Origin of the sequence: Glutamicibacter soli, assembly GCF_003309065.1 — a bacterium.
GTDB classification, from domain to species: domain Bacteria; phylum Actinomycetota; class Actinomycetes; order Actinomycetales; family Micrococcaceae; genus Glutamicibacter; species Glutamicibacter soli.
Genome location: NZ_POAF01000003.1, coordinates 413,110 through 430,205 on the forward strand (window position 1 = coordinate 413,110; position 17,096 = coordinate 430,205).

15 protein-coding genes are annotated in these 17,096 nt (G+C 63.0%); 6 read left to right on the top strand and 9 right to left on the bottom strand.

Annotation, left to right across the window (positions count from 1 at the left end; translation table 11 throughout):
* Nucleotides 1–3 precede the first annotated feature (3 nt).
* Entirely contained in the window at nucleotides 4–966 is a 963-nt protein-coding gene (gene ku / locus C1H84_RS08540) for a non-homologous end joining protein Ku (protein ID WP_047120293.1), read from the bottom strand.
* Between the two features lie 175 nt (nucleotides 967–1,141).
* Between ku and C1H84_RS08545 the strand changes: the two genes are divergently transcribed.
* Together C1H84_RS08545 and C1H84_RS08550 are read left to right on the top strand one after the other, a co-directional pair.
* Nucleotides 1,142–3,598: an ATP-dependent DNA ligase gene (locus C1H84_RS08545; RefSeq protein ID WP_047120294.1), complete on the top strand. Its 2,457-nt coding sequence runs from the start codon at nucleotides 1,142–1,144 to the stop codon at nucleotides 3,596–3,598.
* Between the two features lie 37 nt (nucleotides 3,599–3,635).
* Entirely contained in the window at nucleotides 3,636–3,893 is a 258-nt protein-coding gene (locus C1H84_RS08550; protein ID WP_047120295.1) for a DUF4235 domain-containing protein, read from the top strand.
* Nucleotides 3,894–3,961: 68 nt separating this feature from the next.
* Here C1H84_RS08550 and C1H84_RS08555 read toward each other — a convergent pair whose 3' ends face one another.
* The 4 genes from C1H84_RS08555 to C1H84_RS08570 form a co-directional block, all read right to left on the bottom strand.
* Nucleotides 3,962–5,338: an NAD-dependent succinate-semialdehyde dehydrogenase gene (locus C1H84_RS08555; protein ID WP_113607133.1), complete on the bottom strand. Its 1,377-nt coding sequence runs from the start codon at nucleotides 5,336–5,338 to the stop codon at nucleotides 3,962–3,964.
* 140 nt (nucleotides 5,339–5,478) lie between these two features.
* Nucleotides 5,479–6,243, bottom strand: a complete 765-nt coding sequence (locus C1H84_RS08560; RefSeq protein WP_181728082.1) for a glycosyltransferase family 2 protein — start codon at nucleotides 6,241–6,243, stop codon at nucleotides 5,479–5,481.
* Nucleotides 6,236–7,609, bottom strand: coding sequence for a PIG-L family deacetylase (locus C1H84_RS08565; protein ID WP_047120298.1), 1,374 nt, complete (start codon nucleotides 7,607–7,609; stop codon nucleotides 6,236–6,238). The genes C1H84_RS08560 and C1H84_RS08565 overlap by 8 nt, the downstream gene beginning before the upstream one ends.
* Complete coding sequence (locus tag C1H84_RS08570) at nucleotides 7,603–8,658, bottom strand: acyl-CoA/acyl-ACP dehydrogenase (RefSeq protein ID WP_146955974.1); 1,056 nt, start codon at nucleotides 8,656–8,658, stop codon at nucleotides 7,603–7,605. Before C1H84_RS08570 ends, C1H84_RS08565 begins: the two co-directional genes overlap by 7 nt.
* Before the next feature lie 190 nt (nucleotides 8,659–8,848).
* On the opposite strand from C1H84_RS08570, the gene bcp reads away from it, so the two are divergent.
* On the top strand, nucleotides 8,849–9,361 hold the full coding sequence (gene bcp / locus C1H84_RS08575; RefSeq protein ID WP_082124010.1) for a thioredoxin-dependent thiol peroxidase: 513 nt from the start codon (nucleotides 8,849–8,851) through the stop codon (nucleotides 9,359–9,361).
* Nucleotides 9,362–9,539: 178 nt separating this feature from the next.
* On the top strand, nucleotides 9,540–10,925 hold the full coding sequence (locus tag C1H84_RS08580) for a cryptochrome/photolyase family protein (RefSeq protein ID WP_047120301.1): 1,386 nt from the start codon (nucleotides 9,540–9,542) through the stop codon (nucleotides 10,923–10,925).
* Here the strand turns inward: C1H84_RS08580 and C1H84_RS08585 are convergent.
* The gene (locus tag C1H84_RS08585) at nucleotides 10,922–11,578 is read right to left on the bottom strand and encodes a cyclodeaminase/cyclohydrolase family protein (RefSeq protein WP_113607237.1); all 657 of its coding nucleotides are present in this window, start codon (nucleotides 11,576–11,578) and stop codon (nucleotides 10,922–10,924) included. The genes C1H84_RS08580 and C1H84_RS08585 overlap by 4 nt on opposite strands.
* Before the next feature lie 693 nt (nucleotides 11,579–12,271).
* On the opposite strand from C1H84_RS08585, the gene C1H84_RS08590 reads away from it, so the two are divergent.
* Complete coding sequence (locus C1H84_RS08590) at nucleotides 12,272–12,601, top strand: hypothetical protein (RefSeq protein WP_231735887.1); 330 nt, start codon at nucleotides 12,272–12,274, stop codon at nucleotides 12,599–12,601.
* Nucleotides 12,602–12,766: 165 nt separating this feature from the next.
* On the opposite strand, the gene C1H84_RS17970 is transcribed toward C1H84_RS08590, so the two are convergent.
* Nucleotides 12,767–13,012: a hypothetical protein gene (locus C1H84_RS17970; protein ID WP_146955976.1), complete on the bottom strand. Its 246-nt coding sequence runs from the start codon at nucleotides 13,010–13,012 to the stop codon at nucleotides 12,767–12,769.
* 157 nt (nucleotides 13,013–13,169) lie between these two features.
* Here C1H84_RS17970 and C1H84_RS08600 point away from each other — a divergent pair, with 157 nt between their 5' ends.
* Entirely contained in the window at nucleotides 13,170–13,646 is a 477-nt protein-coding gene (locus tag C1H84_RS08600) for a pyridoxamine 5'-phosphate oxidase family protein (protein ID WP_113607136.1), read from the top strand.
* Between the two features lie 314 nt (nucleotides 13,647–13,960).
* On the opposite strand, the gene C1H84_RS08605 is transcribed toward C1H84_RS08600, so the two are convergent.
* Both C1H84_RS08605 and C1H84_RS08610 read right to left on the bottom strand, forming a co-directional pair.
* Entirely contained in the window at nucleotides 13,961–15,334 is a 1,374-nt protein-coding gene (locus C1H84_RS08605; protein WP_113607137.1) for an NAD-dependent succinate-semialdehyde dehydrogenase, read from the bottom strand.
* A gap of 49 nt (nucleotides 15,335–15,383) precedes the next feature.
* Nucleotides 15,384–17,042 (bottom strand): thiamine pyrophosphate-dependent enzyme, encoded by a 1,659-nt coding sequence (locus C1H84_RS08610; protein ID WP_047120306.1) that lies wholly within the window; start codon nucleotides 17,040–17,042, stop codon nucleotides 15,384–15,386.
* Nucleotides 17,043–17,096: the final 54 nt, after the last annotated feature.

Consider the following 17,096-nt stretch of genomic DNA (forward strand, 5'->3'; position numbering starts at 1 on the left):
GACTCAGGCGGACTTCTCGGCGTCCGAGGAAGCCTTCTTCTTGCTCGCCGAGGAGGAGGCTTTCTTCTTTTTCGCTGTCCCGGATTTCCCGGCTTTGTTGGCGGAAGCCGTGGATTTCTTGGGTGTCCTGGTCCCGGAAGCACGCCCGGATGGCTTGCCCGCAGATCCCTTGCCGGCGGACTTGCCGTTGCCTGCAATGCTGCGCTTGAGCGCTTCCATCAGATCAAGGACACCTTCCTCGCCATCCTGCGAGGAGGCCGCTCCGAAAGTCGCTTCGGTATCAAGGTCTTCACCCTGCTCGATTTTGGCATCGATCAGCTGCTGCAGCTGGATCTGGTAGTCGTCGCTGAAGTCCTCGGGCGTGAAGTCCCCGCTGTAGGATTCCACCAGCGTGGCGGACATCTTCAACTCCTGCGCGCTGATCCGGGCGGTCTTCTCCGGTTCGGCAAACCCGGCATCCCGCAATTCATCGGCCCACATGATCGACTGGAGCACCATGGCCTTCGACCGCACCCGCAGCACGCCCAGCCGGGTCTTCTGGCGCAAGGCGAAACGCACCACGGCCAACTTGTCGGTATCCTCCAAGGTCCGCCGCAGCAGCTCATAGGCTTTGGGCGATTTGGAATCGGGCTGGAGATAGTAGCTTTTCTCCAGCATCAGCGGGTCCAATTGGTCAGCCGGGATGAACTGCACTACCTCGATCTCGCGGCTTCTCTCCGCGGGCAACGCGTCCATATCTTCGTCCGTCAGCACCACGGTGCGCTCGCCGTCATCGTAGGCCTTGTCGATGTCCTTGTATTTGATCTTCTTGCCGCAGATCTCGCAGCGGCGTTCGTATTTGATCCGGCCGCCGTCCGCGGAGTGGACCTGGTGCAGGGAAATATCGTGGTCCTCGGTCGCGCCGTAGGCTTTCACCGGTACATTGACCAGCCCGAAGGCGATTGATCCAGTCCATATAGCTCTCATAGGCCCAGTGAAGCACCGCTTCCGCCACAGGCATAGAGCGAAACCATGCTTGCCAGCCCGTTTCAAGGTCATCGATGGTGCCCCTGCAGCCCAATCGCAAAAGTCCCTAGGAAAGGTGGATTTGCCGGGCACAGGCAGGGAGAGTGTTGGTCAAAGCCTACGGAAAGGGGTGGATATGGCTCGCAGGGAACAAACGGTCACCGTTGATGGCCGCACCCTGAAGGTCAGCAATCTGGATAAGGTGCTGTACCCGGAAACCGGGACGACCAAGGGCGAAGTCATCGACTACCTGCAGCGGGTGGCCCCGGCGCTGCTGCCGCATGCGGCATGGCGCCCGGCAACCAGAAAACGCTGGGTGGACGGGATCGGCACGGCACAGAACCCGGGAACCGTGTTCTTCCGCAAGGATCTGGAGGATTCGGCCCCAAGCTGGATTCCCACAGCCCGTCTGGAGCACAAAACCCATTCCAATACATATCCCCTGGCCAACGATGCGGCAGTACTGGCATGGTTCGGGCAAGTCGCAGCGTTGGAGATCCACGTTCCCCAATGGCGTTTCAATGCGAGCCTGGAACAACAGCATCCCGACCGGCTCGTGCTGGATCTGGATCCCGGTCCCGGCGCAGGCTTGGCCCAGTGCGCCGAAGTGGCTTTGCTATGCCGCGAAATCCTTGAAGGCATGGACCTGCGGCCTTTTCCGGTGACCTCCGGATCCAAGGGAATCCACCTTTACGCCGGTCTTGACGGCACGGCAACCTCCGACCAGGTCAATGAGGTGGCCAAGGAACTCGCCGCCTCGCTGGAACGCAAGCACCCCCGGCTTGTGGTGGCAAATATGAAGAAATCCCTGCGCGAGAACAAGGTGCTGGTGGATTGGAGCCAGAATAACGCCGCGAAAACCACGGTATGCCCGTATTCGCTGCGCGGGCGTTCGCGTCCCATGGTGGCCGCGCCTCGCACATGGGAAGAAATCGAGTCCCCCGGTCTGGAGCACCTAGACTTCCACGAAGTATTGGACCGGCTGTCCGACGGCCTTGATCCCTTGGCGGCCCTGGCGCCTTCGGCTGCGCAGGGCACGGATCGGCTCGCGGTCTACCGCTCCAAGCGCGATGCAAAGCTCACTCCAGAACCCGTGCCCCACCCGCCCGCGGTCGGGAAAACCGCGCGGGCTGCGGCTCCGGATTCGGCAAAACCCGTGTCTTTCGTGATCCAAGAGCACCATGCCCGCAGGCTGCACTGGGATTTCAGGCTGGAACACGAGGGGGTCCTGGTCTCCTGGGCCGTCCCGAAGGGGCCCCCGCTCCAGAGGGGAATCCAGCGGCTGGCTGTAATGACCGAAGACCACCCCTTGGACTACGGAACCTTCGAAGGAACGATTCCCAAGGGCCAGTATGGCGCCGGAGAGGTGTCGATCTGGGATGCCGGTGAATGCACCATTGAGAAATGGCGGGATGGCAAGGAGATCATCGCGGTGCTGTCCGGACGCGAAGACGGAGGGCTCGGCGGCATTCCGCGCCGCTTCGTGCTGATCCAGGCTCGCGGCATGGGAGACCAGGACAATTGGCTGCTGCAGCTCACCAAGGAGCAGCCTTCCGAGGATTCGACGGTTCCGGAAGACATCCCTGAATCCAGCCTGCTGGACGAGGTTCCCAAACCCATGCTGGCCAGCTCCGGGGTGCCGGAGGACATCATCGAAGGCGACGACTGGTGCTTCGAAATGAAATGGGACGGGTACCGCGCCTTGGCCAAGGTCGAGAACGGGAAGGTGAAACTGCTCAGCCGCAACGGCAACGACATGACCGAAGATTTTCCCGAGCTACAGGAACTTGCGGTGCTTGCACCCGAGGGCGCGATCGTGGACGGCGAAATCGTCGCCCTGGACGGTTCAGCGCGCCCGAGCTTTTCCCTGTTGCAGCAGCGCATCTCGCATCGGCGCAAGAACCGGCTCCGGCAAGCGCAGGCCATTAAGCTCAACTTCATGCTTTTCGATGCCCTGCAGCTTCCCCGGAGCAAGGGCGGAAAGCCCGAGAACCTGATCGGTGAACAATATGTGGATCGCCGCAAATACCTTGAACATGCGGTCTCCGACGGACAGTACATTAAGGTACCTCCTGCTCATACCGGACCCACCTTGAAGGCCGCGTTGAAGACAAGCCTCGAGCTGGGATTGGAAGGGGTGCTGGCCAAGGAATGCACCGGCGACTATGAACCGGGCCGGCGCAGCGGCAGCTGGGTGAAGATCAAGCACCTGCTGGATCAGGAGGCCCTGGTTATCGGATGGACCAAGGGACAGGGAAACCGCGCGTCAAGTATCGGCTCGCTGCTGCTGGCCGTCCCCGCCGGCGATGAGTTGGAGTTCATCGGTCGGGTCGGCACGGGGTTCTCGGATCTGCAGTTGAAGGAGATCCGCGAACGTCTGGAGAAGATCGCGCGCAAGACCCCACCGGTCAAGCACATCCCGGCGCAGTTCCAGCGCGATGCGCACTGGGTAACCCCGAAATATGTGGCGGAGGTCCGTTACAGCGAACTGACAAAGGACGGGCGGCTGCGGCATCCGGTCTGGCGCGGTTGGCGAGATGACAAGGAGCCCGCTGAGGTGCGCTGGGAACACCCCGGCAGCCTCATGAAGTAATCCAACGAGCAATGCACGTCAACGGAAGGTATGAACAATGAAAATTCTGGTCAAGCTCTTCGGTACGGTGGTTTCCCTGGCTGCCGGGTGGGTCGGAACCAAGCTGGTCAGCACGGTGTGGAAGAAAACTACCGGCGACCTCCCTCCCACGCTGACCAACCCCGAGCAGCAACAACAGGAAAAGCTGGGCAAGGTGCTCTCCTTTGCCGTGATCTCCGGAGCCAGCGCTGCGGTAATCCAGGCAGTCACCAAGCGCTGGACGCGCGGCTTGGAAGCCAAGGTCCGCTCGCACTAGCGGCGGCAGACTCATGGCGGCGTTCCCCTCCGGGAGCGCCGCCATGCGCTTAAGATGCACAGTCCGGGTCAGCGGCTGGAGACCTTCACGAGCTTGCGGTTGATGAATTCTTCCATGCCGTACTTGCCTAGCTCGCGTCCGATGCCCGAGCGCTTCACGCCGCCGAACGGCAGCTCTGCGGCCGAGCCGGAGGGCTCATTGATGGAAACCATGCCCGCCTGCAGCTGCGCGGCGATGCGGTGCGCACGCTCCAGATCCTGGGTGTGGACGGACGCACCCAGCCCGTAGTCGCTGTTGTTGGCCAAGGCGATGGCTTCTTCTTCCCCGTCCACCTTGTACAGCACTGCCACCGGGCCGAACAGCTCCTCGGAGAACGCACGCATATCCGGGGTCACATCGGCAAGGATGGTCGGTTCGAAGTAGGCGCCGTCGCCAGCCACCGGCTTGCCGCCAGCCAGCACTGTCGCACCCTTGGAAATGGCGTCTTCCACCTGGGAAGCCAGCCCCGACTGCGCAGAGGCCGAGGACAGCGGGCCGAGGAAGGTTTCCTTCTGCGTGGGGTCCCCGGACTTGATGCCGGCGACCTGCTCGGTCAGGGCCTGGGCGAACTGGTCGTAGACCGAGGAATCAACAATGAAGCGCTTGGCCGCGTTGCAGGCTTGGCCGGTATTGCCGAAGCGCGCCCGCATCCCGAGCTTCGCGGTGCGGTTGATGTCCGCGTCCGGAAGCACCACGAAGGGATCGGAGCCGCCGAGCTCCAGCACGACTTTCTTCAGGTTGCGGCCGGCAATTTCCGCCACCGCAGAGCCTGCACGCTCGGAGCCGGTCAGCGAGACGCCCTGGACGCGGCGGTCGGCAATGACGTCTGCAACCTGGTCATTCGTGGCGAAAATGTTCACGTACAGCCCCTGGGCGGCACCTGCGTCCTTGAAGATCTGCTCCATGGCCAGGGCCGATTCCGGGCACTGCGGGGCGTGCTTGAGCAGGATCGTGTTGCCGATCATCAGGTTCGGAGCCGCGAGCCGGGCCACCTGATAGTACGGGAAGTTCCACGGCATGATGCCCAGCAGCACGCCCACCGCTTCCTTGCGGACTACTGCGGTGCCGCCGCTGGCGACCTCCAGTTCCTCGTCTTCCAGGAACTTCGGCCCGTTCTTGGCGTAATAGCGGTAGATGGAAACGACCAGCCCGATCTCGCCCAGGGACTGGCTGATGGGCTTGCCCATTTCACGGGTGATGATGGCGGTCAGCTCCTCGGCGCGCTCCTCGTAGATGTCCGCGACTTTCTCCAGCAGCGCCACGCGTTCGTCCAGCGTGGTGCGGGACCAGTCCGCATAGGCGGCATCTGCGGTGGCCAGCGCTTCTTGGATCTGTTCATCGGTGGCAGTAGGGTAGGTTGCCTCGACAACTCCGGTCGCGGGGTTGGTCACTGCGTACTGGCTCATGATGCTCCTTGCTGACGTTCGGCTGCGCTCGGATTTCTGCGCGATGTTCCACATCCAGCGTTCCATGTTCGGGCAGGAAGAGACAGCGCTTGAAGCAAATCATCATCTCTGTTCGCAGCCAATGAAATCCCGCTGCCGCTTCAACCGGCTCTGATGGTATCCAAGGAGTTGTCAGCGCAGGTTCCAGTTTCGCCGGCGAGCGCGGAAAGATAATCCGCGAAACCGGATTTCAGCCGCCCTTCCAAGCGGCCTGAGGTGACCGCATGCAATTGGTCCGTGGCGACCACGCGGTATCCGCGACGCCTGAGTCTGGCCACGAGCTCAACGTCCTCATGGGCTGCCAAGGTCTTGAAACCCCCGACCTGCAAGTACGCCGTGGCGCTGACCCCGAGGTTTGCCCCGTGGATATGCGGATGGTGGGGCGCCAGCACGTAGCGTTCCCGCCACTGCCGGTACAGTTGCGGGGCCAATTCGACCCGGTCGGGTTCCACAGTGCCGGTCACCGCATCAGCTCCCCCGAGATAGGCCACGGCGAATTCCTTCAGCCAGTTCTCTGGAACCCTCGTGTCGGCATCGGTGCAGGCAATCCAGGTTTCTGATGTCCCGTGCGGCCCCGGCAGTCGGTTGAGCCCTTGGGCAATACCGAAGGCGCGGGTCGCTCCGACATTACCGAAGTTCACGTGGTGGGCAAAATAGCCCGGGTGTGTGGCCGCGAAGTCGCTGGCACGCTGCGCAGTGCTGTCCGTGCAGGTGTCCAGCACCACCATGGTGTGCACGGCGATGCCTGGGCAAACCGCTTGCAGGTTCAACTTCGACCGGTCCACGGCTTCCAGGCAGTCGAGGATGTACCGCTCTTCGTTATGGGCGGGAATGACAACCAGTATTGTCCGCAGTCTTCTAGCCATCCAACTGCCCGGGTTTGCGAAGGATTTCCAGCAAGAAGTCCCGCTCTTCATGCATCACCAGACGGTCCCACCGCCGGCGGTGGGCAATCCGGTGAACAGCCTGCCCGTCCAGAGGCCATCCCTCGATGGGGTGGAGCCAGTGGCAGAGCAGCAGTTCACCGCCGGGGGCCAAGACAGATTCGCACAGGCCGAGGAGTTCTTCAAGCTCGTCGGCGGCCAAGAAGTAGCCGATCTCGCTGATGACGACCAGATCGACCGTGCCATGGGCGAGTTCCGGCCATTGCTCGGGAAGCAGACGCTGTTCCAATCGCACGTGCTCGAAGCGCGCGGTTTCGCGCTGCGCTTGCTCCAGCGCGGTTCGGCTTGAGTCAATCGCCACCAGAGACGTACAGCGTTCAGCCAATGCCGAGGTTTGGATTCCAATGGAGCACCCAAGTTCCAGCACCGTGCCGTAGTGCTTCCGGGGCAGGGAGCTGAGCAGTATTCCGCGTTTCCTTTCCTCGTACCCGCTGTCCCTGTAGTTCCACGGATCAGGTTGATCCAGATAGAGATCTTCGAAAACCGAAGAGGTCATGGCGGTATCTTTCTCTCCGGAACGGGTCAGCCGGAAGATCTCCTGGGACTGCAGGAAGTGCTCCATGACTTCGGCACTGAGCATTGCCTCGTCCCCGGGCTGGTCGGACAGGGGCTGCGTTTGCGACTGGTGCGCGGATAAGGCTTTTCGCTTGGCATCCAGCGCTGCCGAATCCAGTTCGAGCCTGTTCCAATGCCACCATCGGCCGTCCTCGAGCGGTGAGGCCCAATGCCAGTACCAAATGGGGAACTCCAGGTGGAAGAGCGACAGTTGCTGCGCGATGCCCGCGGCGACGAGTCCGAGGACATCATGATCCGTATGGGCATCTGCCCGGTAGGTGCTGGCCAGCACGCACGGTGCTTCCTGTGCACGGTCAAGCAGGGCTTCGTGGAGTTCTGCGCGATGTGCGGCCAGCTGTCCGTCGGGAAGACCCAGCCTGCGAACCGTGATCCCGGGGCCGGTGCCGCTGTCCCGGCCAAGCTGCATCATGGCTTGGGAGACTTCCCCTGCACGCAAGCGGGCCAGCTGCTGTGCGGAGTGGGTCGAGGAGCCAGGATGGGAAGCTTCCCCGTCGGTGCAGAGGAGCACCTCCACGGTGATGTTGCGCCGCAGGGCTTCCTGCATCAAACCGCTGGCGCCGAGCGTTTCGTCGTCGGGGTGGGCTGCGAGAACCAGCAGCCGTTGCGCTGATTCGAAGACCTGGTCCAACGGCAGAACCTCCAGATCCTCGATTCCGCAGTCACGCCAAGCTTGGGCAGAGGTTCCTTGCTGCAGATGGCTGAACGTCACCATGGTTCTTGTTCCTTACTCCGGTCCTCCAGAAGCATCCGTCCCAGCGCGGCATCATCGCGTGTGGCATGGTGCTGGCGAATGTATATCGAGAGATCTGCAACCCGGCGGGCATGCTCTTCATCCAAGGCCAACGGCCCGGGCCCAGTGGCATGGCCGCTGATGTGGATCATGCGTTCACAGATCCGGGCGATTTCTCCTCTGGTCTGCGCGGCTTGACGCGGGCCGAGCTGTTCTCGATCCGCAAGCTCCGCAGCGCGTTCGAGCATGGCGGCCCCGGAGGCGAGGAGCCTGTCGGCCTCCCCCAGCCAAGCCAAGGCCAGCTGGTCTGGTTCGCGCGTGCGCGCCGTGCCCAGCAGGTGCCGGAACAACCCGACGGCCCCGCCGAACCAGCACGCCGCGACGCCAACGCCTCCCACGGCGAAGCCGGAGCGTTCAAGATACCAGCCGGCTTCCCCCACCGGTTGCGCCGGAGTATCCATGCACCGAAGCGATCCGCTCGGGACATCTTGCAATCCCCGGCTGACCCAGCTGCTATCGGCAAGTTCCGTTTCCGGCCCACCCAGCTCGATCATGAACAATTGCCGGCCCTGCGAGGTGTGCGCGCTGATCAAGGCATGAGTCAATTCTCCCGCCAGGGAACACCAAGGCTTGATTCCAGTCAGCGTCCATTGCCCTGAGAAACGGCTGGCTTCGAGCCGCTGGCCAGGTGCCTCCGCGGCAAAAACACCCCACGTGGTCGCTTGGGGCCACGGCATGTCAGCCTGGTGCAGTATTGCGGCGGCATCAAAATGCGGTTCGAGCGTGCGCGCTGCGACGAGATCCAGGGCCGCGACCGAGGCGAAAAATTCCCACAACTGCCGCGTCGAGCCGTTGCCCGGCACCGGCAGCTCTCCTTCGATCTGTTTCAGCGCATGCAGGATGGGGGTGGCGTGGCCTTTGCACCCGGCGGCCACATCCAGCAGATGAGGCGCGCTGGCCCACCATGTGCCCTCTTGATCTGCGGCATCAGCCCTATCGCCACGCGAAAACATAACTGGTGTCGATTCCACTGGGGCTCCTCTCTGTCGTTGCCACTCAGTGTAAGTCAGCGGCATGGAGCCCCCAGGCAATCTGAAAATTTCCACAAAACGAACTCGGTGCGGCAGTCCCTACATGCCCTTGAGGTGCTGTGCACTATTGCTGAAGCGCTCGAGTTCTTTTCGGGCTTCCCCCTAGCAGGGGAGACCGGAAACACCTAGAATGAAAAGAAATTACCGTAATACGAAAGTTGAGATCGTGGCTGAACATTCCGCTCCCCTGGCCGTGGGCCAGCAGGCCCCCGCATTCTCCCTGCGCAACACCGAATCCGAGGTTGTTTCGCTTTCCGACTACGCTGGCAAGAATGTCATCGTCTACTTCTACCCAAAGGCGGCAACCCCGGGCTGCACGACCGAAGCCTGCGACTTCCGCGACAACCTGAATTCGCTGCACGCTGCTGGTTATTCGGTTTTGGGCATCTCTCCCGACGAGCCGGAAGCCAATAGCCAGTTCGCTTCGGATGAGTCCTTGAACTTCCCGCTGCTCTCCGATCCGGACAATGCCGTGGCGAAAGCCTACGGATCTTTCGGCGAAAAGACCTTTGGGGACAAGACCTTCGTGGGCACGCTGCGCTCAACGGCAGTGGTGGACCCTGAAGGGAAGATCAGTCATGTGGAGTACAGCGTGGATGCCAAGGGCCACGTGGCCCGCCTGCGTGATGAGCTGGGTATCTAAAGCCCTTGGGCCCAGGCGGCCCTCCTGAATTCGGCCGAGGATGGGCGCAGGAACCGAAGGTTCCCGCACCCATCCTTTTGCGTCCACACAGTCGCCATCTGATACTCCGCACCATAGTGGACTTTTGCCGGGCTAAAAGTTAGCTAAGCTAGCATTATTCCCAAGCCAAAGGAACTGCATGCCCCGCACAACCGCCCCGCTCCAGCTTGTCTGGTTCCGCGACGACCTGCGCACCGCAGACCATCCGGCGCTGACCGCCGCCATGGCTGCAGGTCCGGCCATCGCCGTCTACGTCTTCGACGAGCAATCCCCCGGACTGCGGGCGCTTGGCGGCGCCGCGCGCTGGTGGCTCCACCACGCTTTGCTCAGCCTCCGCGAATCACTGGCCGAGCTGGGTGTTCCACTGGTTCTGCGTAGCGGACAGGCAGCGGAAATCATCAACACGCTGGCCGAGGACTGCGGAGCGCAGGGCATCCATTGGACCCGCCGATACTCGGAAGCCGAACGAGAGGTCGATGCGCTGGCCAAGGCGAAGCTTCGCGGCGCGGGACGCGAAGCGCACAGCTACGCAGGCTCATTGCTGCACGAGCCTTGGCAACTCCAGACCCAGGAGGGCAACTCCTACAAGGTCTTCACCCCGTTCTACAACAAGCTGCGCGATGCCGAGCTGCGCCCGGTCCTGCCAGTCCCTGAACCGCAGGAAACCGTGAACAGCCTTCCAGACAGCGAGGACCTGGAGAGCTGGGACCTGCTTCCCACCAACCCCGACTGGTCCGGTGGGCTGGCCGCAAGGTGGGTCCCTGGAGAAGCCGAGGCGCACTCAAGATTGGAGGAGGTCGCCGAATCCATCGCCGCCGACTACCCGCAGCATCATGACCGGCCGGACCTGGACGGGACCAGCGCGCTGTCCCCCGCCCTGCGCTGGGGGCACCTCAGTCCGCACCAGGCCTGGGAAGCTCTGGGCCGGCAGTCAGCGTCGAATCCTGGCGCGTCCGAGGGCGTCGCCGCGGTCCGGCGCCAGCTGGCGTGGCGCGATTTCTGCTGGCATTTGCTCTACCACCACCCTTCACTGCCCACGCAGAACCTGCGCGGCGAATTCGACGCCTTCGACTGGGCGTGGCCGGACGACGATCCGCAGGCCGCGGCCCACGTTGCCGCCTGGCAGCACGGCGAGACAGGCTTCCGCCTGGTCGACGCGGGCATGCGGCAGCTCTGGGAAACCGGCTGGATGCATAACCGCGTCCGCATGGTGACGGCCAGCCTGCTGGTCAAGAATCTAGGAGTGCACTGGAAGGTCGGCGAGCAGTGGTTCTGGGACACCCTGGTGGACGCCGACCTGGCCAGCAACAGCGCCAATTGGCAGTGGGTTGCCGGCAGCGGCGCAGATGCTGCCCCATATTTCCGGGTGTTCAACCCCGAGCTTCAGGCGAAGAAATTTGATCCGCAGGGATCCTACGTGGCGCGGTTCGCCCCGGTGGCCCACGAGCCCATTGTGGATCTGAAATCCTCGCGAGCCCAGGCCCTTGAAGCCTACGACCATATGAAAGCCCGCCACAAGGGCTAGTCGCCTGACAGGCGGTCCCTGATCCGGGCGTCGATGACGGCGGACAGTTTATCGATGCTCGCCAGCGCGCGGTCCAACTGTTCAAGGGTGCCATGCAGAGGCGCGTCTTCACCCTCGGGTCGCCCAGAGTCCCGGTGCGCTTGCAGCGTCGACAAATCAAAGCAGACGTTGGCACGGCACCCGGAGATCGAGGCCCGCAGCGCTCCCAAGGCGACGACCACGTCGGCAACCAGGGCCTGGTTTCCATATTCGGCCAGCCATCGGATGTCGTCAACCGCCGCCGCGGCCCGCTTCCCGATGGCGGCCGAGGACCGGGCAGCTTGCAGTGCCGCACCACAAATCGCCGCCGACCGGGCGGCGCCTGCCGGAGCATGGAAAGCCGCGCCGAAGGATGCAGAGCAAGCAGCGTCCTCATCCGCCAGCTGGAGGGATTCGTTGCGCAAGATTTGCCCTCGTCGCCTAATGCGCCCCGCTTCTCCCTCAGCCTCGGCATCCTCGCTGTAGCCGGCGGCCATGCAGATCAACGCCGCTGCCACGGACAGCATCACTCCGCTTCCCGCTCCCCCACCAGGCACTCCGGTGGTCTGCGAAAGCTTCTCGGTCCATTGCGCGACCGTCAGCTGCTGCGTGGATACGGATTCCGGTTTTTCCATGCCACCAGTGTGCGCGCAGACCGCCGCAGGCCAGCGCTTCCTGAGTGGCCCCTGAGTTCCGCCAACTGCCTTCCCGCACCGAAACCCCATTGACCGCCGCGCGCGGCAGTTCCGCAACTGCCGGAATGACCTGCATGGCGACATCGGGTCAGGCAGCCGCACACGGCGCGATTCGATGCCCTCGAATCCCCGGGCGGCAAAACATGCAAGTGCAACTAAAGTGACCCCGGCTACACAAAACCTCAAAGTTCCCCGAGAAGTCTTGCTTTGCTGGGCACTTGGTAATTCAGGTGGTCGCTTGCTGAAATATAACCATATTTCATTAATTGACTAGGCCGTTTTTAACTACCCACGGTGATAATAATTCATCTAAAACGCAATCTGACATGGAAATTTCTGAGCTCGCTCCCTGGCGAACTGGACTTTCCTTCATGTTTCGAGACAACCAAGTCCAATTAAGATAGAACTCCTTAAGTGACGTAAATGCAGTGGATTTCGTGCAGTTCGCAAGCTCAAGCCAGAGCTGCACGAAGTTCCAAGAACAACGGGATCACCCGGACAGTTACGAACAAGGTGGAGGTCAAACAGATGCCAGGACGTATAGTCAGGACGAAAACGGCCGAGCGAGTCTCGGAACTTCTCGGGTCACGTGAAGGCCGCAAGCACTTGTCCGAGTACGGATGGGCCCAGGGCATGCCAATCGTGATGACGGTGTCAACGGAATCCGTCAACGACGTGATGGGACTAGTAAGCATGCATGGCCGCTCAGTTCTGGTCGCAATGCTCGATCCCCGGACGGACGAGCTGAAATTCCTCTATGTGGCTACGCCTAATCCGGCCTTGGAGACCGTGGGATGCGAAAAAGATTCAACCCCGATTTCGGATCTCTTCGAGCGCGCCGAGTTGCAGGGCTTGGTGACTTTTCGCTCGAAGTACTGGGAATGCAGCACGGTCACGCACCCAGTCCCCGTTTTCCACGGTGCACCCGAAGTGAAGAGCTACGCCCAGCATTTCAATAGTTGACGAGGATTTTGCACGGTACGTATTCCGGCGCTTGGCTGCTGGGCAAAGACCAGTAATCGGTCGCCCAGCGGCCGGGCCGCCGAAGAACGTTCTGTGGGGCAGGCATACAAGTGATGTCATCGGGAGCCTGGAATCCCGCAGGGACGGAGGAACACCCGCAACGGGTTATTCCGCCCCATCGCCACGAGCACAATGCCGGACCGCGTCGATCAGCTCTTGGATCTCATTCACCCGTCCATCCCAATAGGGGATGCCAAGGCCAAAACCGTTCGCCGCTTCCTCGCTCAAGCGTCGGAGACAATCCCGGTGGCTCTCCAAGGCGCTGATGAGATCGTCGAATTGGTCATCGTTGAGATTCAGATGCAGGTGCTTGCGAGGTCGGCGGTTCATCGGCAATTTCTGTAGGTTCATTGGCTCCACGTGGGTTCGACCTTACGCCTGCCGCTCCTGCCGCATGGGGGTTGCCAGGGTTTTAACTGAAACTCACAAGTTGGCATCTCGTCTCAAAGCGCATCCCAACCAACTAAAACAGCCCAAGCAAATCCAATACTTCTTTTTGGAGGAACACATGAGCACCAATGACGTAGAAAAAGTCGTCAAGATCATCGAGGACATCAAGGTGGGCATGCTGACCACCCGGTCGGGAGAGAACCTGCTCAGCCGGCCCTTGACAGCAGTTCAAGTCACCGACGACGGCGACCTCTGGTTCTTCATCGCGACAGAATCCGAAATCGCCCAGGAAGTGGCGAAGGATCGCAACATCAACATCTCGTTCTCCGACAAGACGAGCTGGGTCTCCGTCCGCGGCACCGCTGAGATCGTGCGCGATGTCGGCAAGAAGGAGGAACTTTGGAACCCTGCGGTCGAGGCATTCGCCCGCGGCGGAGCCAAATCGCCGAATGTCGCGCTGCTGCATGTGAGTTCCGAATCCGCCGAGTACTGGGAAAATCCGGGAGGGCCGGTCAGCCTGGCCGCCAGCTGGGTCAAGCACAAGCTGACCGGAGAGCAGGCGCACCCCGGCGATTCTGGGGTGGTTGACCTTTAAATTCGCGCGCGCCGACTAGTGACGCGTGAGTCAACTAGTCAAGAGATTGAATGCAACCTCGACATGAAGCAATAAGAGTCACGTCTGTTGGAGCGTTCAACACTGCACAGTCGGGAACGTACCAAGTTTAGGAGTGGCCCAGCTAGACCTCAAGTTCAGAAAGGACATATATGAGCCTACGCCAACGAGCATGTATAGCAAGGGAACGTGCCACATGCCTCTCTACTGCAGACCCCCGCCTACTTCCAAGGAATTCGGGAAGTAGGCGGGAGCGGAACTATCTCTAGGCAACCGCGGGCGCATGATCGTGCGCGCTAGCCTGGAAATTTCACCAGCTTGTGGTTCACGAATTCGGCCATCCCGAACTTGCCCAGCTCACGACCCACTCCAGAGCGCTTCACGCCGCCGAAGGGCAGCTCCGCGGCGGTGCCGGACGGCTCGTTGATGGAAACCATGCCGGTTTCCAGGCGGGCGGCAATGGCCTGCGCACGCGCAGGATCCTGGGTCTGCACCGAGGCGCCCAGCCCGTAGTCCGAGCTGTTGGCCAACTGAACCGCGGCGTCGTCGCCGGAGACCTTGTAGAGCACTGCCACCGGGCCGAACAGCTCTTCCGAATACGCACGCATGTCCGGGGTGACGTCGGCCAAGATAGTCGGAGCGTAGTATGCGCCTGTGCCTTCGATCTTGGCTCCGCCGGCGAGAACCGTAGCGCCTTTGTCGATGGCATCCTGCACCTGCGCGGCCAGGCCGTCACGGGCCGCAATCGAGGACAGCGGGCCCATGAAGGTGTTCGGGTCGGTGGGGTCGCCCACGATGATCCCGGCCACCGCGTCGGCGAAGTTCGCGGCGAACTCGGAGTACACCGACTCGTCGACGATGAAGCGCTTGGCCGCGTTGCAGGCCTGGCCTGTGTTGCCGAAGCGGCCGAATAGGCCCTGCTTCGCGGCGGCCGGCACGTCGGCGTCTTCCAGCACCAGGAACGGATCCGAGCCGCCCAGTTCCAGCACCACCTTCTTCAGGTTGCGTCCGGCGATCTCCGCCACCGCGGAACCGGCACGCTCCGAGCCGGTCAGCGAGACACCCTGGATGCGGGCGTCGGCTATGACGTCCGCGACCTGCTCGTTGGTCGCGAAGATGTTGACGTAAGCGCCCTGTGGGGCTCCTGCGTCTAGGAAGATCTGTTCCATGGCCAGCGCGGATTCCGGGCACTGCGGGGCATGCTTGAGCACGATGGTGTTGCCGTTCATCAGGTTCGGCGCGGCGAAGCGGGCCACCTGGTAGTACGGGAAGTTCCACGGCATGATGCCCAGCAGCGCGCCGACCGCCTCCTTGCGGATGACAGCCCTGCCCCCGGCGGCGACTTCCAGTTCCTCGTCTTCCAGGAATTTCGGGCCGTTCGCCGCGTAGTAGCGGTAGATCGAGACAACGATATCGATCTCAATTCCAGACTGGAAGATCGGCTTGCCCATCTCGCGGGTGATGATCGCGGCCAGCTGCTCGCGGCGTTCGGCATACAGGTCCGCGACGCGGTTCAGCAGGTCCACGCGGTCCTGGATGGCGGACTTCGACCAGGTGCGGAAGGCCGCATCGGCCTGCGCGACGGCCTGGGCGACCTGCGCATCGGTGGCCGTATCGTAGCTGGCCTCCACGCGCCCGGTGGCGGGATTGGTGACTGCATAGGTGCTCATTGACGTGCTCCTTGGAAAAGTTGGGATGTTCTCGGCGGACCGGACTGCGCTAGGGCAGGGCGATGGCCTGGTCGGTGACCACGTGGATCAGGGCCGGGCGGCCTTCGGCCACGGCGGCCAGCGCACGCTGCACGGCCTCGGCGGCCTGGGCATCGTCGTCAACGTATTCGCCATGCCCGCCGAAGGCACGGGCAAAGGCGGCGAAGTCAGGGTTCTGCAGCTGGGTGCCGGAGACGCGGCCCGGGAAGTGGTGCTCCTGGTGGTCGCGGATCGTGGCAAACTGGCGGTTGTCCATGACCACGGCCAGGATCGGGGCGCCGAACTGCGCCGCGGTGGCGAACTCCTGGCCGTTCATCAGGAACTCGCCGTCGCCGCACACGGCCACCGACAGGCGCGCCGGGGCCTGCTTGGCGGCCACCACGGCGGCCGGGATGGAGTAGCCCATGGAGCCGTTGCGGGTGGACAGCGCCGAAGGGAAGACGTTGGTCGGCATGTACCACTGGGCCCAGGCGGTGTGGTTGCCGGCGCCCACGGAGTTCACCACGTCATCGGGCAGGCGCGAGATCAGTTCGCGCATCACCACGGACATGCGGGCGGTGCCCGGGGCGGTGGCCGGAAGCTGCTCGTCGCCCGGGATGGTGGAAACCTTCACCTGGGCCTCGCGGCCGGCGGCGCGCCAATCCTCCCAGCGTTCACCGGCGCCCAGCTCGATGCCTTCCAGCGCGGCGGCGAAGGCCACCGGGGAGGCCAGCACGTGGGCGCTGAGGTTGCCCGAGCGTCCGCGCAGCGTGGTGTCGGGGCTGATCACGTAGTTCACGGCGTCCGGGTCCTGGCGCAGGGTGTAGCCGTCGGAGGAGACATCACCCAGCACGCAACCGATGCTTACTAGCACGTCGGCGTCGGCGAGCATGGTGGCCGCGGCGGCCGAGCGTCCGTAGCCCAGCGAGCCCATGTTGACCGGGGAGCCGAACGGGATGCGGTCCGCGGCGTGCCAGTCCTGCACCACCGGGATGTTGTTCTTCTCGGCGAAGGCGGTGACCTGGGCGGCGGCCTGTGCGCTCCAGCGCTGCCCGCCGACCATCAGCAGCGGACGCTGCGCGCCGTCCAGCGCCTGGGTGATCGCCTCGAGCTGCGCGGCGTCCACTGCGCCCTCGGCAACCGGGATCGGCGCGGTGAGCGCGGCGGTGAATTCCTTGGTGATTACGTCTTCGGGCAGGCCCACGACCACCGGGCCGGGGCGCCCCGAGGAGGCGGCGAAGAAGGCCTCGGCCACGACATCGGAGGCGCGGTTCGGCTCGTCGAGCACGAAGACGCGCTTGGTCTGGGTGCCGAACCAGGCGTAGGGGTCGAATTCCTGGAAGGATTCGCGCATGCGGTCCGCCACCGGGATCAGGCCCACGAACAGCACCATCGGGGTGCCGTCCTGCCAGGCGGTGTGGATGCCCACGTAGGCGTTGGAGGCGCCGGGGCCGCGGGTGACCATGGCCACGCCGGGACGTCCGGTGAACTTGCCGTAGGCCTCGGCCATGTAGGAGGCGCCGCCTTCCTGGCGGGCGATCACGTTCTCGATGTTCGCCCCGTGCAGGCCGTCGAGCACGGCCAGGTAGGACTCGCCCGGGACGGTGAAGACGCGGTCGACCCCGTGGAGGGCCAGCGAGTCGACGATGGCCTGTCCGGCGTGGGTGGGGTTGCTCGGGGAGTTGCTCATGGGGTTGCTCCTGTGTGCTGCTGTGCGGTGTGCGGGGATGGAATCGGTGGGATG